Source organism: Burkholderia sp. MSMB1078WGS, from assembly GCF_001528895.1.
In the GTDB taxonomy this organism is placed as follows: Bacteria; Pseudomonadota; Gammaproteobacteria; order Burkholderiales; family Burkholderiaceae; genus Burkholderia.
The window spans coordinates 274,668-290,247 of the sequence record NZ_LPDI01000041.1 but is presented as its reverse complement, the minus strand read 5'-3'; the positions used below and the strand labels follow the sequence as shown (position 1 = coordinate 290,247).

Here is a 15,580-nt window from a genome sequence, read left to right as displayed (position 1 = left end):
GCCGCAATCTTTGCCAGCGAGCCGCCGAATTTGCCGACCGCGGTCCGCGCGGCCGATACGATCACTACATCCGTCATTTCCCTTTCCTCCAGGCCCGCACGACACGGCGCGTCGTTACCGGCCCCGTTAAAAAAACTGTGGTGCGCCGGACAGCGTGCGCCGCTGTCCGGTTTTCGTCAATCGCGCTGCAACACGTAGCGCCCGGGCGCCGGCTCGATCGCCGGGAATTGCGCTGAACCCGGCTGGGCCGGCGGCGCGACCTTACGGCCGCCGTACGCGTCGAGCCACTCGACCCATGTCGTCCACCAGCTTCCGGGCTGCTCGGTCGCCGCGGCGAACCAGTCGTCCGCGGATTCGGGCAGGTCGTCGTTGACCCAGTAGCTGCGCTTCTTCTTCGCCGGCGGGTTGATCACGCCCGCGATGTGCCCCGACGCGCCGAGCACGAACTTCAGCGGGCCCGACAGGATCGACGTCGATGCGTAGGCCGTCTGCCACGGCACGATGTGATCCTCGCGCGAACCGTAGATGAACGTCGGCACGTCGATCAGCGACAGGTCGACCGGTTCGCCGCAGACGGTCAGCGCCCCCGGCTCGCGCAGCTTGTTTTCGAGATAGGTATGGCGCAGGTACCACGCGTACATCGGGCCCGGCAGGCTCGTCGAATCGCTGTTCCAGTACAGCAGGTCGAACGGCGCGGGCGTGCGGCCCTTCAGGTAGTTGTCGACGACGTAGTTCCACACGAGATCGTTCGGCCGCAGGAACGAGAACGTGTTCGCGAACTCGACGCCGCGCATCAGCCCCGGTTGCGTACCGTTCTTGCCGCCGATGGTTTGCTCGCGCATCTGCACGTGCGCCTCGTCGACGAACACGTCGAGGATGCCCGTATCGGTGAAGTCGAGCATCGCGGTGAGCAGCGTCATCGACGCGGCCGGATGTTCGCCGCGCGCGGCGAGCACCGCGAGCGCGGTCGCGAGCATCGTGCCGCCGACGCAGAAGCCGAGCGTGTTGATCTGCTCGCGCCCGCTGATCTGCTGCACGGCGTCGATCGCCGCGAGCAGCCCTTCGTTCATGTAGTCGTCCCACGTCTTGTGCGCGACCGATGCATCCGCATTGCGCCACGACACGAGAAATACCTGATGACCGTTCGACAGCGCATGCGCGACGAGCGAATTCTCGGGTTGCAGGTCGAGGATGTAGAACTTGTTGATGCATGGCGGGACGATCAGCAGCGGCCGCTCGAACACCTTGTCCGTCTTCGGCGTGTACTGGATCAGCTGGATCAGGTCGTTCTCGTACACGACCGCACCCTCGGTACACCCGAGATTCTTGCCGACCACGAACTGCGATTCGTCGGTCTGCGAAATCTTGCCGCGCTGCAAGTCGCCGAGCAGGTTCATCATCCCTTGCCGCAGGCTTTCGCCCTGCGTTTCGAGGATCGATTTCTGTGCGTCGGGATTGAGTGCGAGGAAGTTGCTCGGCGCGGCGGCGGCCGTCCATTGCTGGACCGTGAAACGGATGCGCTCGCGCGTCTTCGGATCGGTCTGAAGCGCGTCGGCCAGCTCCTGCAGATAGCGCGCGTTGAGCAGATACCACGCGGCCGCGAAGGCATGCGCAGGCGATGCCTTCCACGCATCGCCGCTGAAGCGGCGGTCTTTCAACTCCGGGGGTTCGAGCTTCGCGGCGGCCGCCTGCTGCATCAGCGTCATGCAGTCGCGCGCGTAGTCGGCCTGCAATGCCTGGAGCCGTTCGGGCGGAATCGCGGCAACCGGCAGCTTCAGCCCCGCGAACGGCGACGCCATCGCGCCGAGGTCGGGCATCGACGGCATCTGGAACGGAAACGACGTCGGGAACTGGAATGTCGCGAACGGGTTGACGGAGGCCGATGCCGTCGCGGCGCGTGCCGGATCGGCAAAACCGCGCCACGCGTTCAACCACGACTCGAACATCTGCTGCATCGGCTGGGCGGCCGGATCGAAGCCGGTACTGCCCGCGGAAGTGCCCGCATGAGCGGACGTCGACGAATTTTTCGATGCTGTCATTACCTGCCTTACCGGTGATTCGTGAGCGTCAATCGTGAAATCCTGCTCGCGCGCGGCGTGCCGGCTGCGAGCCGGGCCGTCATGCTCTGGAGAGGCGTCTCCAGATTCTGCCGCAGTGCGGTATTTTTATCATTATCGTTTTCCCCATGTGAAGCGCCCGGTCGAACCACTGAACATTTCCGCGCGGAGATAATCCGCGCACGATAGACGGGACAAGGGTTCCGGCGAAACATAAAATGTTTTGCCTGACTTGACGTCGGGATTTTTCATTCAGTCGCGCATGCAACGCCGCATTGCCGCCTCAATATCGAGATAACCCGATTTCGCGGCGCAACAAAACCGGCGCGCATGCGCATGCGATCAATCGGCCAGCCAGATCGCCGCGGCCATGCGGCCCGTCACGCGGTCGCGCCGATACGAATAGAAGCGCGCGCGCTCGGCGACCGTGCAGGCCGTCCCGCCGCTCACGTGCACCACGCCCGCACGCGCGAGCCGCAGGCGCGCGAGCGCGTAGAGATCGGCAAGAAACTTGCCGGGCGCGCCGTCTCTCGCGACGAACGCACGACGGGTTTCATCATGCTCCGACTGCGGAGCCGTGTCGAGAAACGCGTCGCGCACGTCGGCGCCGACCTCGAACGCCTGCGGGCCGATCGCCGGCCCGAGATAGGCATGCAGCGTGTCCGCCGTCCCGCCCGCGAGCGCCGCGACGCGCGCGGCCGTCTGCTCGACGATGCCGGCCGAGAGCCCGCGCCAGCCCGCATGCGCGGCACCGACCGCGCGGCCCTGCGCGTCGCACAGCAGCACGGGCAGGCAATCGGCCACCATCACCACGCAGACGGCGCCGGCCCGATCCGTGACGCTCGCGTCGGCCTGCACCGGCGCCGTGGCGGCAGGCGCCGCGGCGATCACCTCGTCCGCCTGCACGATCTGCGCGCCGTGAACCTGCTCGAGCCATGCGGCGCTCGACTGGCCAGCGAGGGCGAGCAGGCGCGCGCGATTGACGGCGACATGGTCGGGATCGTCACCGGTATGCAGGCCGAGATTCATCCCGCCCGCCAATGCCGCCCCATCCTGCCAGCGCCCGTACGGGCCTTCGCTCACGCCGCCGTCGCGCGTCGTGATCAGCGCACGCACGCGCGGCGACACGCGCCAGTCGGGCTGCACGCAGTCCTGCCACGTCAACGGCGCCAGATTCGTCATCGGCACTCACTCCTCCTCATCGTCCAGGTACGGCTCGTCGTCGTGATACTCGCCGCCGAAATCGTCATCGTCGTAGGGATTGTCGTCGTCGAATTCCTCGTCGCCCTGTCCGAAGCCGAGCGCCGCGACCAGTGCGTTCATGTCGTCCGGCAGCGGGCAGCGCCACTGCATCGCCTTGCCCGTGACCGGATGCACGAGGCCGAGCCGCCACGCATGCAGCGCCTGTCGTGCGAACCCGTCCGGCAGCGGCGCGACCGAGCGCTTGCCGCGCGCACGCCCGTAGACCGGATCGCCGAGCAGCGGATGCCCGGCGTGCGCGCAGTGCACACGGATCTGATGCGTGCGGCCGGTTTCGAGATCGCATTGAATCGCCGAAACCGGCTGACGTTGCCACAGGCATGTGTCAACCGTGCGGAAATGCGTGCGCGCGGGCTTGCCCGAGGCGCCGGTGACCACGGCCATGCGCGTGCGCTCGCGCGGGTCGCGGCCGATCGGCGCGTCGATCGTGCCTTCCTCTGGCATCGTGCCCCACACCAGCGCGAAATAGCGACGCTTCACCGTGCGGGCCTGCAACTGGCGCACGAGGTCCGTCTGCGCGGCCAGCGTGCGGGCGACCACCATCAGGCCGGACGTTTCCTTGTCGAGCCGGTGGACGATCCCCGCGCGCGGCAGGCCGGCCGCCGCGTCGCCGTAGCGATGCAGCAGACCGTTGAGGATCGTGCCGCTCCAGTTGCCGGCGGCCGGATGGACGACGAGACCGGCCGGCTTGTTGATGACGACGAGCGCGTCGTCCTCGTAGATCACGTCGAGCGGCACAGGCTCCGGCGTGAACGCGAGCTGCTCGGGCAGCAGATCGGGCACGAGCTCGATCTTCGCGCCCAGCGGCACCGGCTGGCGGATCTTCGCCGGCGCGCCGTCGACGAGCACGCGCTGCGCCTCGATCCAGCTCTGCAGGCGGCTGCGCGAGAATTCGGGGAACAGTTGGGCGAGCGCCTTGTCGAGACGTTCGCCCGCGAGCGACAGCGGCACTTCGACGATGCGCGGCGCGTCGTCGTGCGCCGCGGACGGCACCACGGGCGGCTGCATGGCGTCGCCGGCCAGATCGTCATCGAGGGAATCCCCCGACGCAGCGTCGGCGGGCCGATCGCTTGGGCTATAATCTTCGCGATTTGGTGTGCCCGGCTGGGCATTCTGCGAACTTGAACGGGTCATTTAGACTGGGTCACCGAGACTTGAAGCTAGGACATGCGAGCATGATGAATTCGACCAAACGCACGGCCAGAACCGTCGCCGCCCGGGCTGCGGCGGTAGCGGCCGCGGCCCTCATCGCCGGCTGCCACGGCTTGCCGCAGAAGCAGGACGAGACGGCTACCTGGTCGAACAACAAATTATACTCAGAGGCCCAGGACGCACTGTCCGGCGGCGACTGGGGCAAGTGCGCGAAATATTTCGAATCGCTGCAAGGCCGCGATCCGTTCGGCCATTTCGCGCAACAGGCGCAGATCAACGTTGCATACTGCAACTGGAAGGACAACGAAGCGGCCGCCGCCGACCAGGCAGTCGATCGCTTCATCCAGCTCCACCCCGATCATCCGGATATCCCGTACGCGTACTACCTGAAGGGGATGATCCACTTCAACGACGATCTCGGGCTGTTCGGTCGCTTCTCCGGCCAGGACATGAGCGAACGCGATCCGCAGGCGCTGCGCGAATCGTACGATGCGTTCAAGGTCGTCGTCGATCGCTTCCCGAAGAGCAAGTACGCGCCCGATGCGGCCGCGCGGATGCGCTACATCGTCAACGCGCTCGCATCGCACGAAGTGCATGCGGCCGACTACTACTATCGCCGTGGCGCGTATGTCGCGGCGATCAACCGTGCCCAGCTCGCGATCAAGGACTACAAGGGCGCGCCGGCGATCGAGGACGCGCTGCACATCATGATCCTGTCGTACGGCAAGCTGAACCAGCCGGAACTCGCCGAGGACACCAAGCGCGTGCTCGCGGGCACGTTCCCCGACAGCCCGTACGTGACGGGCCATGCGCGCCCCGGTGCGAAGAAGTCGTGGTGGCAGTTCTAAGCACGGCGCGCTGCAACACCCGTTGCGCATACGAAAAACCCGGCCATCGAGCCGGGTTTTTTATTGGCGTCGCATTCGGTCGACGGCAAGGCGTTCACGTGGCAAGCGCCGCGCGTGCGCTCACGCGCGCTTGTCCGCGCGGTGCTCGTCGAAGAAATCCTGCACGACCGCGATCTCGCGCGTGCGCTTGAACGGCGGCAGGCTTTGCCAGATCCGGCGCCCGTAAGGCTTGTCGACGAGCCGCGTATCGCAGATCATCAGCACGCCGCGATCCGTCTCCGCACGAATCAACCGGCCCGCGCCCTGCTTCAGCGTGATCACGGCCTGCGGCAGTTGATGCACGGCGAACGGGCTCAGCCCCTTCTTCGTCAACGCATCGAGCCGCGCGGCCAGCACCGGATCGTCCGGCGGCGCGAACGGCAGCTTGTCGATCACGACCAGCGACAATGCATCGCCGCGCACGTCCACGCCTTCCCAGAAACTCTGGCTGCCGACCAGGATCGCATTGCCGTACGCGCGGAAGCGGTCGAGCAGCTCGGTGCGGCTCGCGTCGCCCTGCACGAGCAGCGGCATGTTCCAGCCGCGCGACTCGATCGCGTCGCGCAGCTTCGACGCGATCCGGTCGACCGCGCGCAGCGTCGTGCACAGCATGAACACGCCGCCGCCGGATGCCTCGATCGCCGGTAGCGCGGCATCGAAGACGGCGTCGGTAAATGCCGGCGAAGACGGCTGCGGGAGGTTGCGCGGCACGTACAGCAGCCCCTGCGACTGGTAATCGAACGGACTGGCGAGCGTCATCGAACGACGCGAGCTCAGGCCCATCTGCGCCGCGTAGTGCGTGAAATCGCCGCGCACCGACAACGTCGCCGACGTGAATACCCATGCACGCGGTACGCCCGCACGCTGTTTCGCGAAAATCGGCGCGACCGACAGCGGCGTTTCATGGAGCTGGACGGTATGCGCGAACACCTCGACCCAGCGCACCTTCTCGTTCGGATCGCCGTCGGCGGCCGCGTTGTCGCCGGCCGCCGACGCATCGGCCTTCGCTGCCGCTTGCGCCGCGCCGGGCGCGACCCAGCCCGCCAGCAGGTCCTGCAGCTCGCGGGCGCGCCGCAGGCACGCGCCGAGCGATTCCGCGCGCTCGGCCTGGCTCGCGAGCGCCGATGCGAGCGCATCGAGCGCAACGTCGAGCGCGTCGAGCGCACCGAACATCGGGTGATCGTCGCCGAGCTGTGCGAGCGACATGCGCACGATCTGGTCGTTCGCGAACGCGAGACGCAAGTCGCGCGCCGCGCGCTCGAGATCGCCGCCGAGCTTCACCCACTCCACTGCGTCGCGCGCATGGCTCAGGCCTTCGGCGACCGTGTCGCGCGCGAGCTCGAGGATCTGCGTCGTCGACAGCGTCTCGCCGAAGAACAGCGTCGCCGTTTCCGGCAATTGGTGCGCTTCGTCGAAGATGATCGTGTTCGCGTTCGGCAGCAGTTCGGCCATCCCCGTGTCGCGCAGCATGATGTCCGCGAAGAACAGGTGATGGTTGACGACGACGACGTCGGCCTGCTGGGCCTCGCGCCGCGCCTGCATCACGAAGCATTCCTTGTAGTGCGGGCATTCCTGGCCGAGGCAATTGTCGCGCGTCGACGTGACCATCGACCACACGGGCGCCGTTTCCGGCACGCTCGCGAGTTCGGCCTTGTCGCCGCTCTTCGTGATTTTCGCGAAGCGGACGATTTCCTGCAGATACGCGGTATCCTGCCGCGACGGCAGCCGGCCGTTGTCGGCCGTGCGTTGCAGGTAGTAATGGCACAGGTAGTTCGAGCGTCCCTTGAGCATCGCGACCGTCACCGGCACCGCGAGCGCGTTGCGCACGGTCGGGATGTCGCGCTGGAACAACTGGTCCTGCAGGTGCTTCGTGCCGGTCGACACGATCACCTTGCCGCCCCACAACATGGCAGGCACGAGATACGCGTAGGTCTTGCCGGTACCCGTGCCGGCCTCGACGATCAGCGTGTTGTCGCCTGCGTCGTTGTCGGATTCGGCCGCTGCGGCGTCATCCGCGGCCGGCCCGGCCGCCTTGTCGCCGTCGCCGAGGCGGCGCGCCGGCCGCTTGCGGGTTTCGAAGATCTCGGGATCGGGCATCCGGCGTGCGGACGCCTCCATCGCGGACGCGACCGCGCGCGCCATCTCGATCTGCGACGTACGCGGCCGATAGCCGTCGAGCGCGCGCGCCAGCAACCCGCCTTCGCCGAAGATCGTGTCGAGTTCGTCGACGCGCTTGCGGCTCAGCTCGAAAGTGCCTTCGGGCGCACGAACGCGCCCGGCGGACGTCGTGTCACGCCGGGCATCGGGGGTGGCTTCAAGCGGTGAATTCAAGGCAAGCGTTCCTGTGTCCAGCGCCCGAGCGGCGCCGGCGCTTGCCAGGCCGCGCTCAGGCGCGCTTATCCGGTTCGAGCTGCGATTGCAGCAAAATGATTTTGTCCTTGGCGGCCAGCTTTTCCTTCTTCAGCCGGTGCAGCGTGATGTCATCGATGTCGGAGTGTCCTTCCTTCAGCTCGATCTCCCGAGCGAGCTGCTGGTGCTGCTCCTGCAATGCAGCCAAACGGTTGTGCAATTCCTGCTGCTGTTCCGTGTGACGGTTTTGCATACCTGCCTCCTCATCGAAGCAGCGCGACGGCTGGCGTGCCGACGCGCCCGAGACTGAGCCCGATCAATTCAACACGTTACTGCCCCTGCTGTCGCTGCCTGGCCTTCTCGGCCGCTTCCTGCTGACGCCGCTCGACATCGGCCTTGTGCTGCGCGGCTGCCTTCTGCTTCTGCTCGTAGCGCGTGGCGTTGTCCGCCCGCTCCTGCGCCTTCTGCGCCGCCTGCTGGTGCGCCTGGTCGAGCTTGCGCTGGAAATCCGCCTGCTTCTGGTCGTATGCCTGCCTGTTCGCCGCGCGTTGCGGGCCTTCCGCGCCGCGCTGCGCCTGCTTCAGTGCATTCTGCTCCTGCTTGTCGCGGAATGCAGCCGCGTTCGCCGCGTCGGTCGCCGCCCGCTGCGGCGCTTCCGCCGCGTTCCGGGCCTGCTTCAGCGCCTGCTGCTGGTCGCGCTGCTGCGCCCGCACCGCGCGCTGCTCGTCGTTGAGCGCGAGCTGCTCCTGGCGAATGCTCGCGCGCTCCTCGCGCATCTGATCGCGCGCCTTGCCGAGACAGTGGTTGACGAAGAACTTGCTGTAACAATCGTGCTCCGCCACCGCATAACGATAATCGTTTTCCGCGGAGCGTTGATTGAGCACTTTTTGACGGGCGTCGAAATCCGGGGCGGCGGAGGCTGCAACGGGCGCGGACGCGGCAGCGTCCGGCGCGCTGGCGCCCTGGGCCTGCGCGAATGCGCCGGAAGGCCCGGCAGACAAAGCCGCGGCGAGCGCTGCGCCGAGCGCGACGAGAGAAATGCGGGAAGTTGGCAACGTCGTAGGAAAGCTGCGGGACATGTGTCAAATTCTATCACCCCCGGCTGGACGCTCCGCCATTTATGGCAAAATGCCCCGCTTCATTCACCCGCGGCCTCTGGCCCGGCGGGCCAGCCGGGCAGCCCGCCGCTCCGGGCCTGCCGGCCCGCGCCGCGATTTCAGCAGGCAGACCATCCACGACATGACGGAAACCGTAGCACTCAAGATCGTACAGCGCATCGCCACCGAACTGTCCGTCCAGCCGCGCCAGGTCGCGGCGGCCGTGCAACTCCTCGACGAAGGCTCGACCGTTCCGTTCATTGCCCGGTACCGCAAGGAAGTGACCGGCAACCTGGACGACACGCAGTTGCGCCAGCTCGAGGAACGCCTCCTGTACCTGCGCGAGCTCGAGGATCGCCGCGCCGCGATCCTGTCGAGCATCGACGAACAGGGCAAGCTGACCGACGAACTGCGTGCCGCGATCGACGCGGCCGACAGCAAGCAGGTGCTCGAGGACCTTTATCTGCCGTACAAGCCGAAGCGCCGCACGCGTGCGCAGATCGCCCGCGAGGCCGGCCTCGAGCCGCTCGCGCAGGCGCTGCTCGCGAATCCGCTGCTCGACCCGCAGACCGAGGCGGCCGCGTATGTCGATGCCGACAAGGGCGTCGCCGACGTGAAGGCCGCGCTCGACGGCGCGCGCGACATCCTGTCCGAACAGTTCGGCGAGACGGCGGAGTTGCTCGGCAAGCTGCGCGACTACCTGCACGCCCAGGGCGTCGTGTCGTCGGCGGTCGTGGAGGGCAAGGAAAACGAGGAAGGCGAGAAATTCCGCGACTATTACGACTACGCGGAAACGATCAAGACCGTGCCGTCGCACCGCGCGCTCGCGCTGTTCCGCGGCCGCAACGCGGGCGTGCTGACGATCAAGCTCGGCCTCGGCGAAGAGCTCGACGCGCAGGTGCCGCATCCCGGCGAGGCGATGATCGCGCGCCATTTCGGCATCGCGAACCAGAATCGCCCGGCCGACAAATGGCTGTCCGACGTCTGCCGCTGGTGCTGGCGCGTGAAGGTGCAGCCGCATATCGAAAACGAACTGCTCACGCAACTGCGCGAAACGGCCGAAACCGAAGCGATCCGCGTGTTCGCGCGCAACCTGAACGACCTGCTGCTGGCCGCACCGGCCGGCCCGAAGGCCGTGATCGGTCTCGACCCCGGCCTGCGCACCGGCGTGAAGGTCGCGGTCGTCGACCGCACCGGCAAGGTGCTCGCGACCGACACGATCTACCCGCACGAACCGCGCCGCGACTGGGACGGCTCGATCGCGAAACTCGCGCGCCTCGCCGCGCAGACGCGGGCCGAACTGATCAGCATCGGCAACGGCACCGCGTCGCGCGAAACCGACAAGCTCGCGAGCGAACTGATCGCGAAACACCCGGAGCTGCGGCTGCAGAAGATCGTCGTGTCGGAAGCCGGCGCGTCGGTCTACTCGGCGTCCGAGCTCGCCGCGAAGGAATTCCCGGAACTCGACGTGTCGCTGCGCGGCGCCGTGTCGATCGCCCGCCGCCTGCAGGACCCGCTCGCGGAGCTCGTGAAAATCGAGCCGAAGGCGATCGGCGTCGGCCAGTACCAGCACGACGTGAACCAGCGCGAACTTGCCCGCTCGCTCGACGCGGTCGTCGAGGATTGCGTGAACGCGGTCGGCGTCGACGCGAACACGGCGTCGGCCCCGCTGCTCGCCCGTGTGTCGGGCCTGAACGCGACGCTCGCGCGCAACATCGTCGACTATCGCGACGCGAACGGCCCGTTCCCGTCGCGCGAGCACCTGCGCAAGGTGCCGCGCCTCGGCGACAAGACCTTCGAACAGGCCGCCGGCTTCCTGCGCATCAATGGCGGCGAGAATCCGCTCGACCGCTCGTCGGTGCACCCGGAAGCGTATCCGGTCGTCGAACGGATGCTCGCGAAGATCAACAAGCGCATCGACGACGTGCTCGGCAACCGCGAGGCGCTAGCGGGCCTGTCGCCGATGGAATTCGTTGACGAACGTTTCGGCCTGCCGACCGTGCGCGACATCCTGGCCGAACTGGAAAAGCCGGGCCGCGATCCACGCCCGGAATTCAAGACGGCCACGTTCCGCGAAGGCGTCGAGAAGGTCTCGGATCTCGTGCCGGGCATGACGCTCGAAGGCGTCGTGACGAACGTCGCCGCATTCGGCGCGTTCGTGGATATCGGCGTGCACCAGGACGGCCTCGTCCACGTGTCCGCGATGTCGACGAAGTTCATCAAGGATCCGCACGAAGTCGTGAAGGCCGGCCAGGTCGTCAAGGTGAAGGTGATCGACGTCGACGTGAAGCGCCAGCGCATTGCGCTGACGATGCGCCTCGACGACGACGCGGCAGCACCCGGCACGTCGTCGCGCGGCGGCCAGGATCGCGGCAACGCGGGGCGCGGCGCAGCCCGTCCGCAGCGTACGCGCGAGCCGGAACCGGCCGGCGCGATGGCCGCGGCATTCGCGAAGCTGAAACGCTGAATCGAAAGCGTCGACGCACAAAAAAACCCGCCGAAAGGCGGGTTTTTTATTGCTTCGGCGAAGCGCGCAGCCCGATTCGGCATGGGCCGCATACGCGGCCCGCTCGCGCCCGTCAGATCTCGATCTTCGTCCCGAGCTCGACGACGCGATTCGCCGGAATCGAGAAGAAATCGGTCGGTTTCGCCGCGTTCTGATGCATCCACGCGAACACGCGCTCGCGCCAGATCGACATGCCGGGCAGATGCGTCGGCACGACCGTTTCGCGCGCGAGGAAGAACGACGTGTCCATCAGCTCGAACGTCATGTCGTGCGTGCGGCCGAATTCCTCGAGCACGGCCTTCACGTCCGGCGTCTCGTTAAAGCCGTACTCGGCCTTGACGATGTACAGTCCGCCGCCCGCATCACGCGAACTCAGGCGCCTGTCGTCGCGCACGTACGGAATGTCGCGCGTGACGAACGTCAGGAAAATGGTCCGCTCGTGCAGCACCTTGTTGTGCTTCAGGTTGTGCAGCAGGCTGACGGGCACGAGCTTGTCGTTGCCGGTCAGGTAGATCGCGGTGCCCGACACGCGGTGCGGCGGATGCGCGAGCAACCCCTGCAGGAACGGTTCGAGCGGAATACCGTCGGCCGCCGTGCGCTCCTTGACGATGTGACGCCCCTTGTACCAGGTCATCAGCAGGAAGAACAGCAGCGCGCCGATGCCGAGCGGCAACCAGCCGCCCTGCGCGACCTTCAGCAGGTTCGCGCCGAAAAAGCCGAGGTCGATCGCGAGGAACACCGCGATGATCGCGCCGACCAGCAGCCGGTTCCAGTTCCACACCTTCACCATCACGACGCACGCGAGCACGGTCGTGATCACCATCGTCGCCGTCACCGCGATACCGTACGCGGCCGCGAGGTTGTCCGAACTCTTGAAACCGACGACGATACAGAGGATCACGAACAGCAGCAGCCAGTTCACAACCGGCACGTAGATCTGGCCGATCGCGAGCTCGGACGTATGCAGCACCTTCATGCGCGGCACGTAGCCGAGCTGGATCGCCTGCGACGTCAGCGAATACGCGCCGGAGATCACGGCCTGCGACGCGATCACGGTCGCGACCGTCGACAGCACGACGAGCGGCAGCAGCCCCCATTCTGGCGCCAGCAGGAAGAACGGGTTTTCGATCGCTTTCGGATTCTGGATCAGCAGCGCGCCCTGGCCGAAGTAGTTCAGCACGAGCGACGGCATCACGAGCCCGTACGCGGCCAACCGGATCGGCTTTGCACCGAAGTGGCCCATGTCCGCGTAGAGCGCTTCCGCACCGGTCAGCACCAGCACGACCGAGCCAAGCACGACGTACGCCTGCAGCAGGTGGTCGGCCATGAACGACGCCGCGTAATACGGATTGATCGCCGCGATAATGCCCGGCACGCGAACGATGTGGTACACGCCGAGCGCCGCGATCACGACGAACCACAGCACCATGATCGGGCCGAACAGCTTGCCGACCAGCGCGGTTCCGTGCCGCTGGATCCAGAACAGCGCGATCAGGATCACGATCGTGATCGGCAGCACGAGATGGGACAGGTGCGGCGTCGCGATCTCGAGACCTTCGACGGCCGACATCACCGAGATCGCCGGCGTGATCACCGCGTCCCCGTAGAACATGCACGCGCCGAATATCCCGAGCGCCATCAGCGCGCCCGCGACACGGGTTTTCGAGTCGAGCGGCCGCAGCGACAGCGCCATCAGCGCGAGCACGCCGCCTTCGCCGTTGTTGTCCGCCCGCATCACGAACAGCAGGTACTTGACGCCGACCACCAGCACGATGGCCCAGAACAGCAGCGAGATCACGCCGAGAATCGACCCTTCGGTCAGCGGAATGCCGTGCGCGGGGCTGAACGCCTCCTTGAGCGAATACAGCGGACTGGTGCCGATGTCGCCGAACACGACGCCGATGGCTGCTATCGCTAGCGCCCGCATCGAGTGTTGTTGCGTCGAATGCGGCGCGTGTGCGGCGTCGGTCGCGTGAGTCGTGTCGTTCATATGAAGCGTAATAATCGGGTCCGGGTCGGACAAAACGAGCGCTATTCTACTCGCGCCCCCGTGAAACACCGCCCTGCCGTGTTGCCGTGGAGCCACGTGATCCACGCTGCGCATGCAATCCGGCGCGACCTGTGGCAGGGCTGCCATCATAGCCGGCGCCGCGCCGCCTGCCTATCGGGTCCGCGGCGCGGCCGCGCGGCGCCCCGGCGCGCCAATGAAAAACGGCGCCGCAAGCGGCGCCGTACAAGGCTTTCGTTCGATCGGCCGGCCGCTTACGCGCCCGAACCGTCGCGCTGCGCGCGACCGCGCTTGATCCACGCCTCGAGGTTGTGCGGCCGAACCGTATCCCATTCCTCGAACGGCTGATGAATCCACGGATTCGTCGGCAGGAACTGCGTGTGATAGTCGGGCTTAACCTTCGAGCAACCCTTGTACCAGAGCACCGCCGAACGCACGGCCGTCACGGACGGATAGCGCTCCTTCAGGTGCTCCTGCACGCGCGCGAGCGTGACGCCCGAATCGACGAGATCGTCGACCAGCAGCACGTTGCCCGCCAGGTTGCCGCGCGTCATCGTGATGTACTGCGCGATGTCGAGCTCGCCCTGCTCGGTGCCGGCCGCTTCCCGGTACGAACTCGTCGCGAGAATCGCGAGCGGCACGTCGTAGATGCGCGACAGCTGGTCGCCGACGCGCAGGCCGCCGCGCGCGAGGCACAGGATCTGGTCGAACTTCCAGCCCGAGGCGTGCACCTGGAGCGCGAGCAGCTCGATCAGCCGGTGGTACTCGTCCCAGCCTACCCACAGGTTCTTGTCGTCGTTGCGCGGATCGGTCATCAAGTCTGCCGCCGTCATCGTGATTTGCTGCGTCATCTGGGAATTACACCTTGAACGGATGGCGGAGCAGGATCGTTTCGTCGCGGTCCGGGCCCGTCGACACCATGTCGACCGGCACGCCAGCCACTTCCTGGACGCGGGCGAGGTATGCCTGCGCGTTCGCCGGCAGTGCGTCCCACGTATTGATCCCGACGGTGCTTTCCTTCCAGCCGGCGAACGTCTCGTACACCGGTTCGCAACGCGCGACATCGACCGCGCCGCGCGGCAGGATGTCGACGTCCTTGCCGTCGACCTGGTAGCCGACGCACAGCTTGACTTCGTCGAGGCCGTCGAGCACGTCGAGCTTCGTCATGCACAGGCCCGACACGCCGTTGATCTGGATCGAGCGGCGCAGCGCGGCCGCATCGAGCCAGCCGGTGCGGCGCGGACGGCCGGTGACCGAACCGAATTCCTTGCCGACGTTCGCGAGCGTGACGCCGATCTGGTCCTGACGCTGCGGGTTGTCCGCATCGTACAGTTCGCTCGGGAACGGACCCGAACCGACGCGCGTGCAATACGCCTTCGTGATGCCGAGGATGTAGTTGAGCTTCTGCGGACCGACGCCCGCGCCGGCCGATGCCGCACCTGCGACGCAGTTGCTCGACGTGACGAACGGATAGGTGCCGTGGTCGATGTCGAGCAGCGTGCCTTGCGCGCCTTCGAACAGCAGGTTCTGGCCCGCATTGTTCGCGTCGTACAGGCGGCGCGACACGTCGGCCACCATCGGCTTCAGGCGGTCGGCATAGCCGAGCATCGTGTCGAGCGTGGCCTGGAAATCGACGGCCGCGCCGCCCAGATACTGGGTCAGCACGAAATTGTGGAAATCGAGATTTTCGCGCAGGCGATCGGCGAAGGTCTTCGCATCGAACAGATCCTGCACGCGCAGCGCGCGGCGGCCGACCTTGTCTTCGTATGCAGGGCCGATGCCGCGGCCGGTCGTACCGATCTTGCCCGCGCCCTTGCGCGCTTCGCGCGCCTGGTCGATCGCGATGTGGTACGGCAGGATCAGCGTCGTGGCTTCGGAGATGAACAGGCGATCGCGCACGTTCACGCCGGCTTCTTCGAGCTCGCCGATTTCCTTGAACAGTGCTTCGGGGGACAGGACGACGCCGTTGCCGATGTAGCAGGCGACGCCTTCACGCATGATGCCCGACGGAATGAGGCGCAAGATCGTTTTCTTGCCGCCGATGATGAGGGTGTGGCCGGCGTTGTGACCGCCCTGGAAACGCACGACGCCCTGAGCGTGGTCCGTCAGCCAGTCGACGATCTTGCCCTTGCCTTCATCACCCCATTGCGTTCCCACGACGACGACATTGCGCCCGGGAGTCACGTTCACTGCGCTGGCAGACATGTTGATTCGTTAGCTGGTTAAAAACGTATTCTACCTATGTTCGCGGGCGATTCCGAATT

12 protein-coding genes are annotated in these 15,580 nt (G+C 66.5%); 3 read left to right on the top strand and 9 right to left on the bottom strand.

The window, feature by feature from the left end:
- Positions 1-198: hypothetical protein (locus WT24_RS35095; RefSeq protein ID WP_218920986.1), on the top strand; the 198-nt coding region annotated here is incomplete at its 5' end.
- On the opposite strand, the gene phaC is transcribed toward WT24_RS35095, so the two are convergent.
- The 3 genes from phaC to WT24_RS13615 form a co-directional block, all read right to left on the bottom strand.
- Entirely contained in the window at positions 177-2,039 is a 1,863-nt protein-coding gene (phaC, locus tag WT24_RS13625; RefSeq protein ID WP_060033987.1) for a class I poly(R)-hydroxyalkanoic acid synthase, read from the bottom strand. The two genes, WT24_RS35095 and phaC, sit on opposite strands and share 22 nt — an antisense overlap.
- A 360-nt stretch (positions 2,040-2,399) precedes the next feature.
- Positions 2,400-3,239 carry a peptidoglycan editing factor PgeF gene (pgeF, locus tag WT24_RS13620; protein ID WP_060034004.1) on the bottom strand — a complete coding sequence of 280 codons (840 nt, stop codon included), beginning with the start codon at positions 3,237-3,239 and terminating at the stop codon, positions 2,400-2,402.
- Between the two features lie 6 nt (positions 3,240-3,245).
- On the bottom strand, positions 3,246-4,451 hold the full coding sequence (locus tag WT24_RS13615; protein WP_059504903.1) for an RluA family pseudouridine synthase: 1,206 nt from the start codon (positions 4,449-4,451) through the stop codon (positions 3,246-3,248).
- 41 nt (positions 4,452-4,492) lie between these two features.
- Between WT24_RS13615 and WT24_RS13610 the strand changes: the two genes are divergently transcribed.
- On the top strand, positions 4,493-5,317 hold the full coding sequence (locus WT24_RS13610) for an outer membrane protein assembly factor BamD (RefSeq protein WP_034207426.1): 825 nt from the start codon (positions 4,493-4,495) through the stop codon (positions 5,315-5,317).
- A 120-nt stretch (positions 5,318-5,437) separates the two neighbouring features.
- On the opposite strand, the gene WT24_RS13605 is transcribed toward WT24_RS13610, so the two are convergent.
- The 3 genes from WT24_RS13605 to WT24_RS13595 all read right to left on the bottom strand — a co-directional run bounded on the left by WT24_RS13605 (position 5,438) and on the right by WT24_RS13595 (position 8,784).
- Complete coding sequence (locus WT24_RS13605; RefSeq protein WP_059504905.1) at positions 5,438-7,687, bottom strand: ATP-dependent DNA helicase; 2,250 nt, start codon at positions 7,685-7,687, stop codon at positions 5,438-5,440.
- Between the two features lie 55 nt (positions 7,688-7,742).
- Positions 7,743-7,958: a YdcH family protein gene (locus WT24_RS13600; protein ID WP_006478692.1), complete on the bottom strand. Its 216-nt coding sequence runs from the start codon at positions 7,956-7,958 to the stop codon at positions 7,743-7,745.
- A 76-nt stretch (positions 7,959-8,034) separates the two neighbouring features.
- Positions 8,035-8,784, bottom strand: coding sequence for a hypothetical protein (locus tag WT24_RS13595; protein ID WP_060033985.1), 750 nt, complete (start codon positions 8,782-8,784; stop codon positions 8,035-8,037).
- Between the two features lie 160 nt (positions 8,785-8,944).
- Between WT24_RS13595 and WT24_RS13590 the strand changes: the two genes are divergently transcribed.
- The gene (locus tag WT24_RS13590; RefSeq protein ID WP_060033982.1) at positions 8,945-11,269 is read left to right on the top strand and encodes a Tex family protein; all 2,325 of its coding nucleotides are present in this window, start codon (positions 8,945-8,947) and stop codon (positions 11,267-11,269) included.
- Between the two features lie 112 nt (positions 11,270-11,381).
- On the opposite strand, the gene WT24_RS13585 is transcribed toward WT24_RS13590, so the two are convergent.
- The 3 genes from WT24_RS13585 to WT24_RS13575 all read right to left on the bottom strand — a co-directional run bounded on the left by WT24_RS13585 (position 11,382) and on the right by WT24_RS13575 (position 15,521).
- Entirely contained in the window at positions 11,382-13,298 is a 1,917-nt protein-coding gene (locus tag WT24_RS13585; RefSeq protein ID WP_034207430.1) for a potassium transporter Kup, read from the bottom strand.
- A gap of 272 nt (positions 13,299-13,570) precedes the next feature.
- Complete coding sequence (locus WT24_RS13580; protein ID WP_006485899.1) at positions 13,571-14,167, bottom strand: phosphoribosyltransferase; 597 nt, start codon at positions 14,165-14,167, stop codon at positions 13,571-13,573.
- Positions 14,168-14,174: 7 nt separating this feature from the next.
- A complete protein-coding gene (locus WT24_RS13575) occupies positions 14,175-15,521 on the bottom strand; it encodes an adenylosuccinate synthase (protein ID WP_059504911.1) in 1,347 nt (448 codons plus the stop codon).
- Positions 15,522-15,580: the final 59 nt, after the last annotated feature.

Excerpts from the sequence above, each read along its gene's own strand:
- phaC (WP_060033987.1), bottom strand. The coding sequence starts at position 2,039 with ATGACAGCATCGAAAAATTCGTCGACGTCCGCTCATGCGGGCACTTCC.
- pgeF (WP_060034004.1), bottom strand. The coding sequence starts at position 3,239 with ATGACGAATCTGGCGCCGTTGACGTGGCAGGACTGCGTGCAGCCCGAC.
- WT24_RS13615 (WP_059504903.1), bottom strand. The coding sequence starts at position 4,451 with ATGACCCGTTCAAGTTCGCAGAATGCCCAGCCGGGCACACCAAATCGC.
- WT24_RS13610 (WP_034207426.1), top strand. The coding sequence starts at position 4,493 with ATGATGAATTCGACCAAACGCACGGCCAGAACCGTCGCCGCCCGGGCT.
- WT24_RS13600 (WP_006478692.1), bottom strand. The coding sequence starts at position 7,958 with ATGCAAAACCGTCACACGGAACAGCAGCAGGAATTGCACAACCGTTTG.
- WT24_RS13595 (WP_060033985.1), bottom strand. The coding sequence starts at position 8,784 with ATGTCCCGCAGCTTTCCTACGACGTTGCCAACTTCCCGCATTTCTCTC.
- WT24_RS13590 (WP_060033982.1), top strand. The coding sequence starts at position 8,945 with ATGACGGAAACCGTAGCACTCAAGATCGTACAGCGCATCGCCACCGAA.
- WT24_RS13585 (WP_034207430.1), bottom strand. The coding sequence starts at position 13,298 with ATGAACGACACGACTCACGCGACCGACGCCGCACACGCGCCGCATTCG.
- WT24_RS13580 (WP_006485899.1), bottom strand. The coding sequence starts at position 14,167 with ATGACGCAGCAAATCACGATGACGGCGGCAGACTTGATGACCGATCCG.
- WT24_RS13575 (WP_059504911.1), bottom strand. The coding sequence starts at position 15,521 with ATGTCTGCCAGCGCAGTGAACGTGACTCCCGGGCGCAATGTCGTCGTC.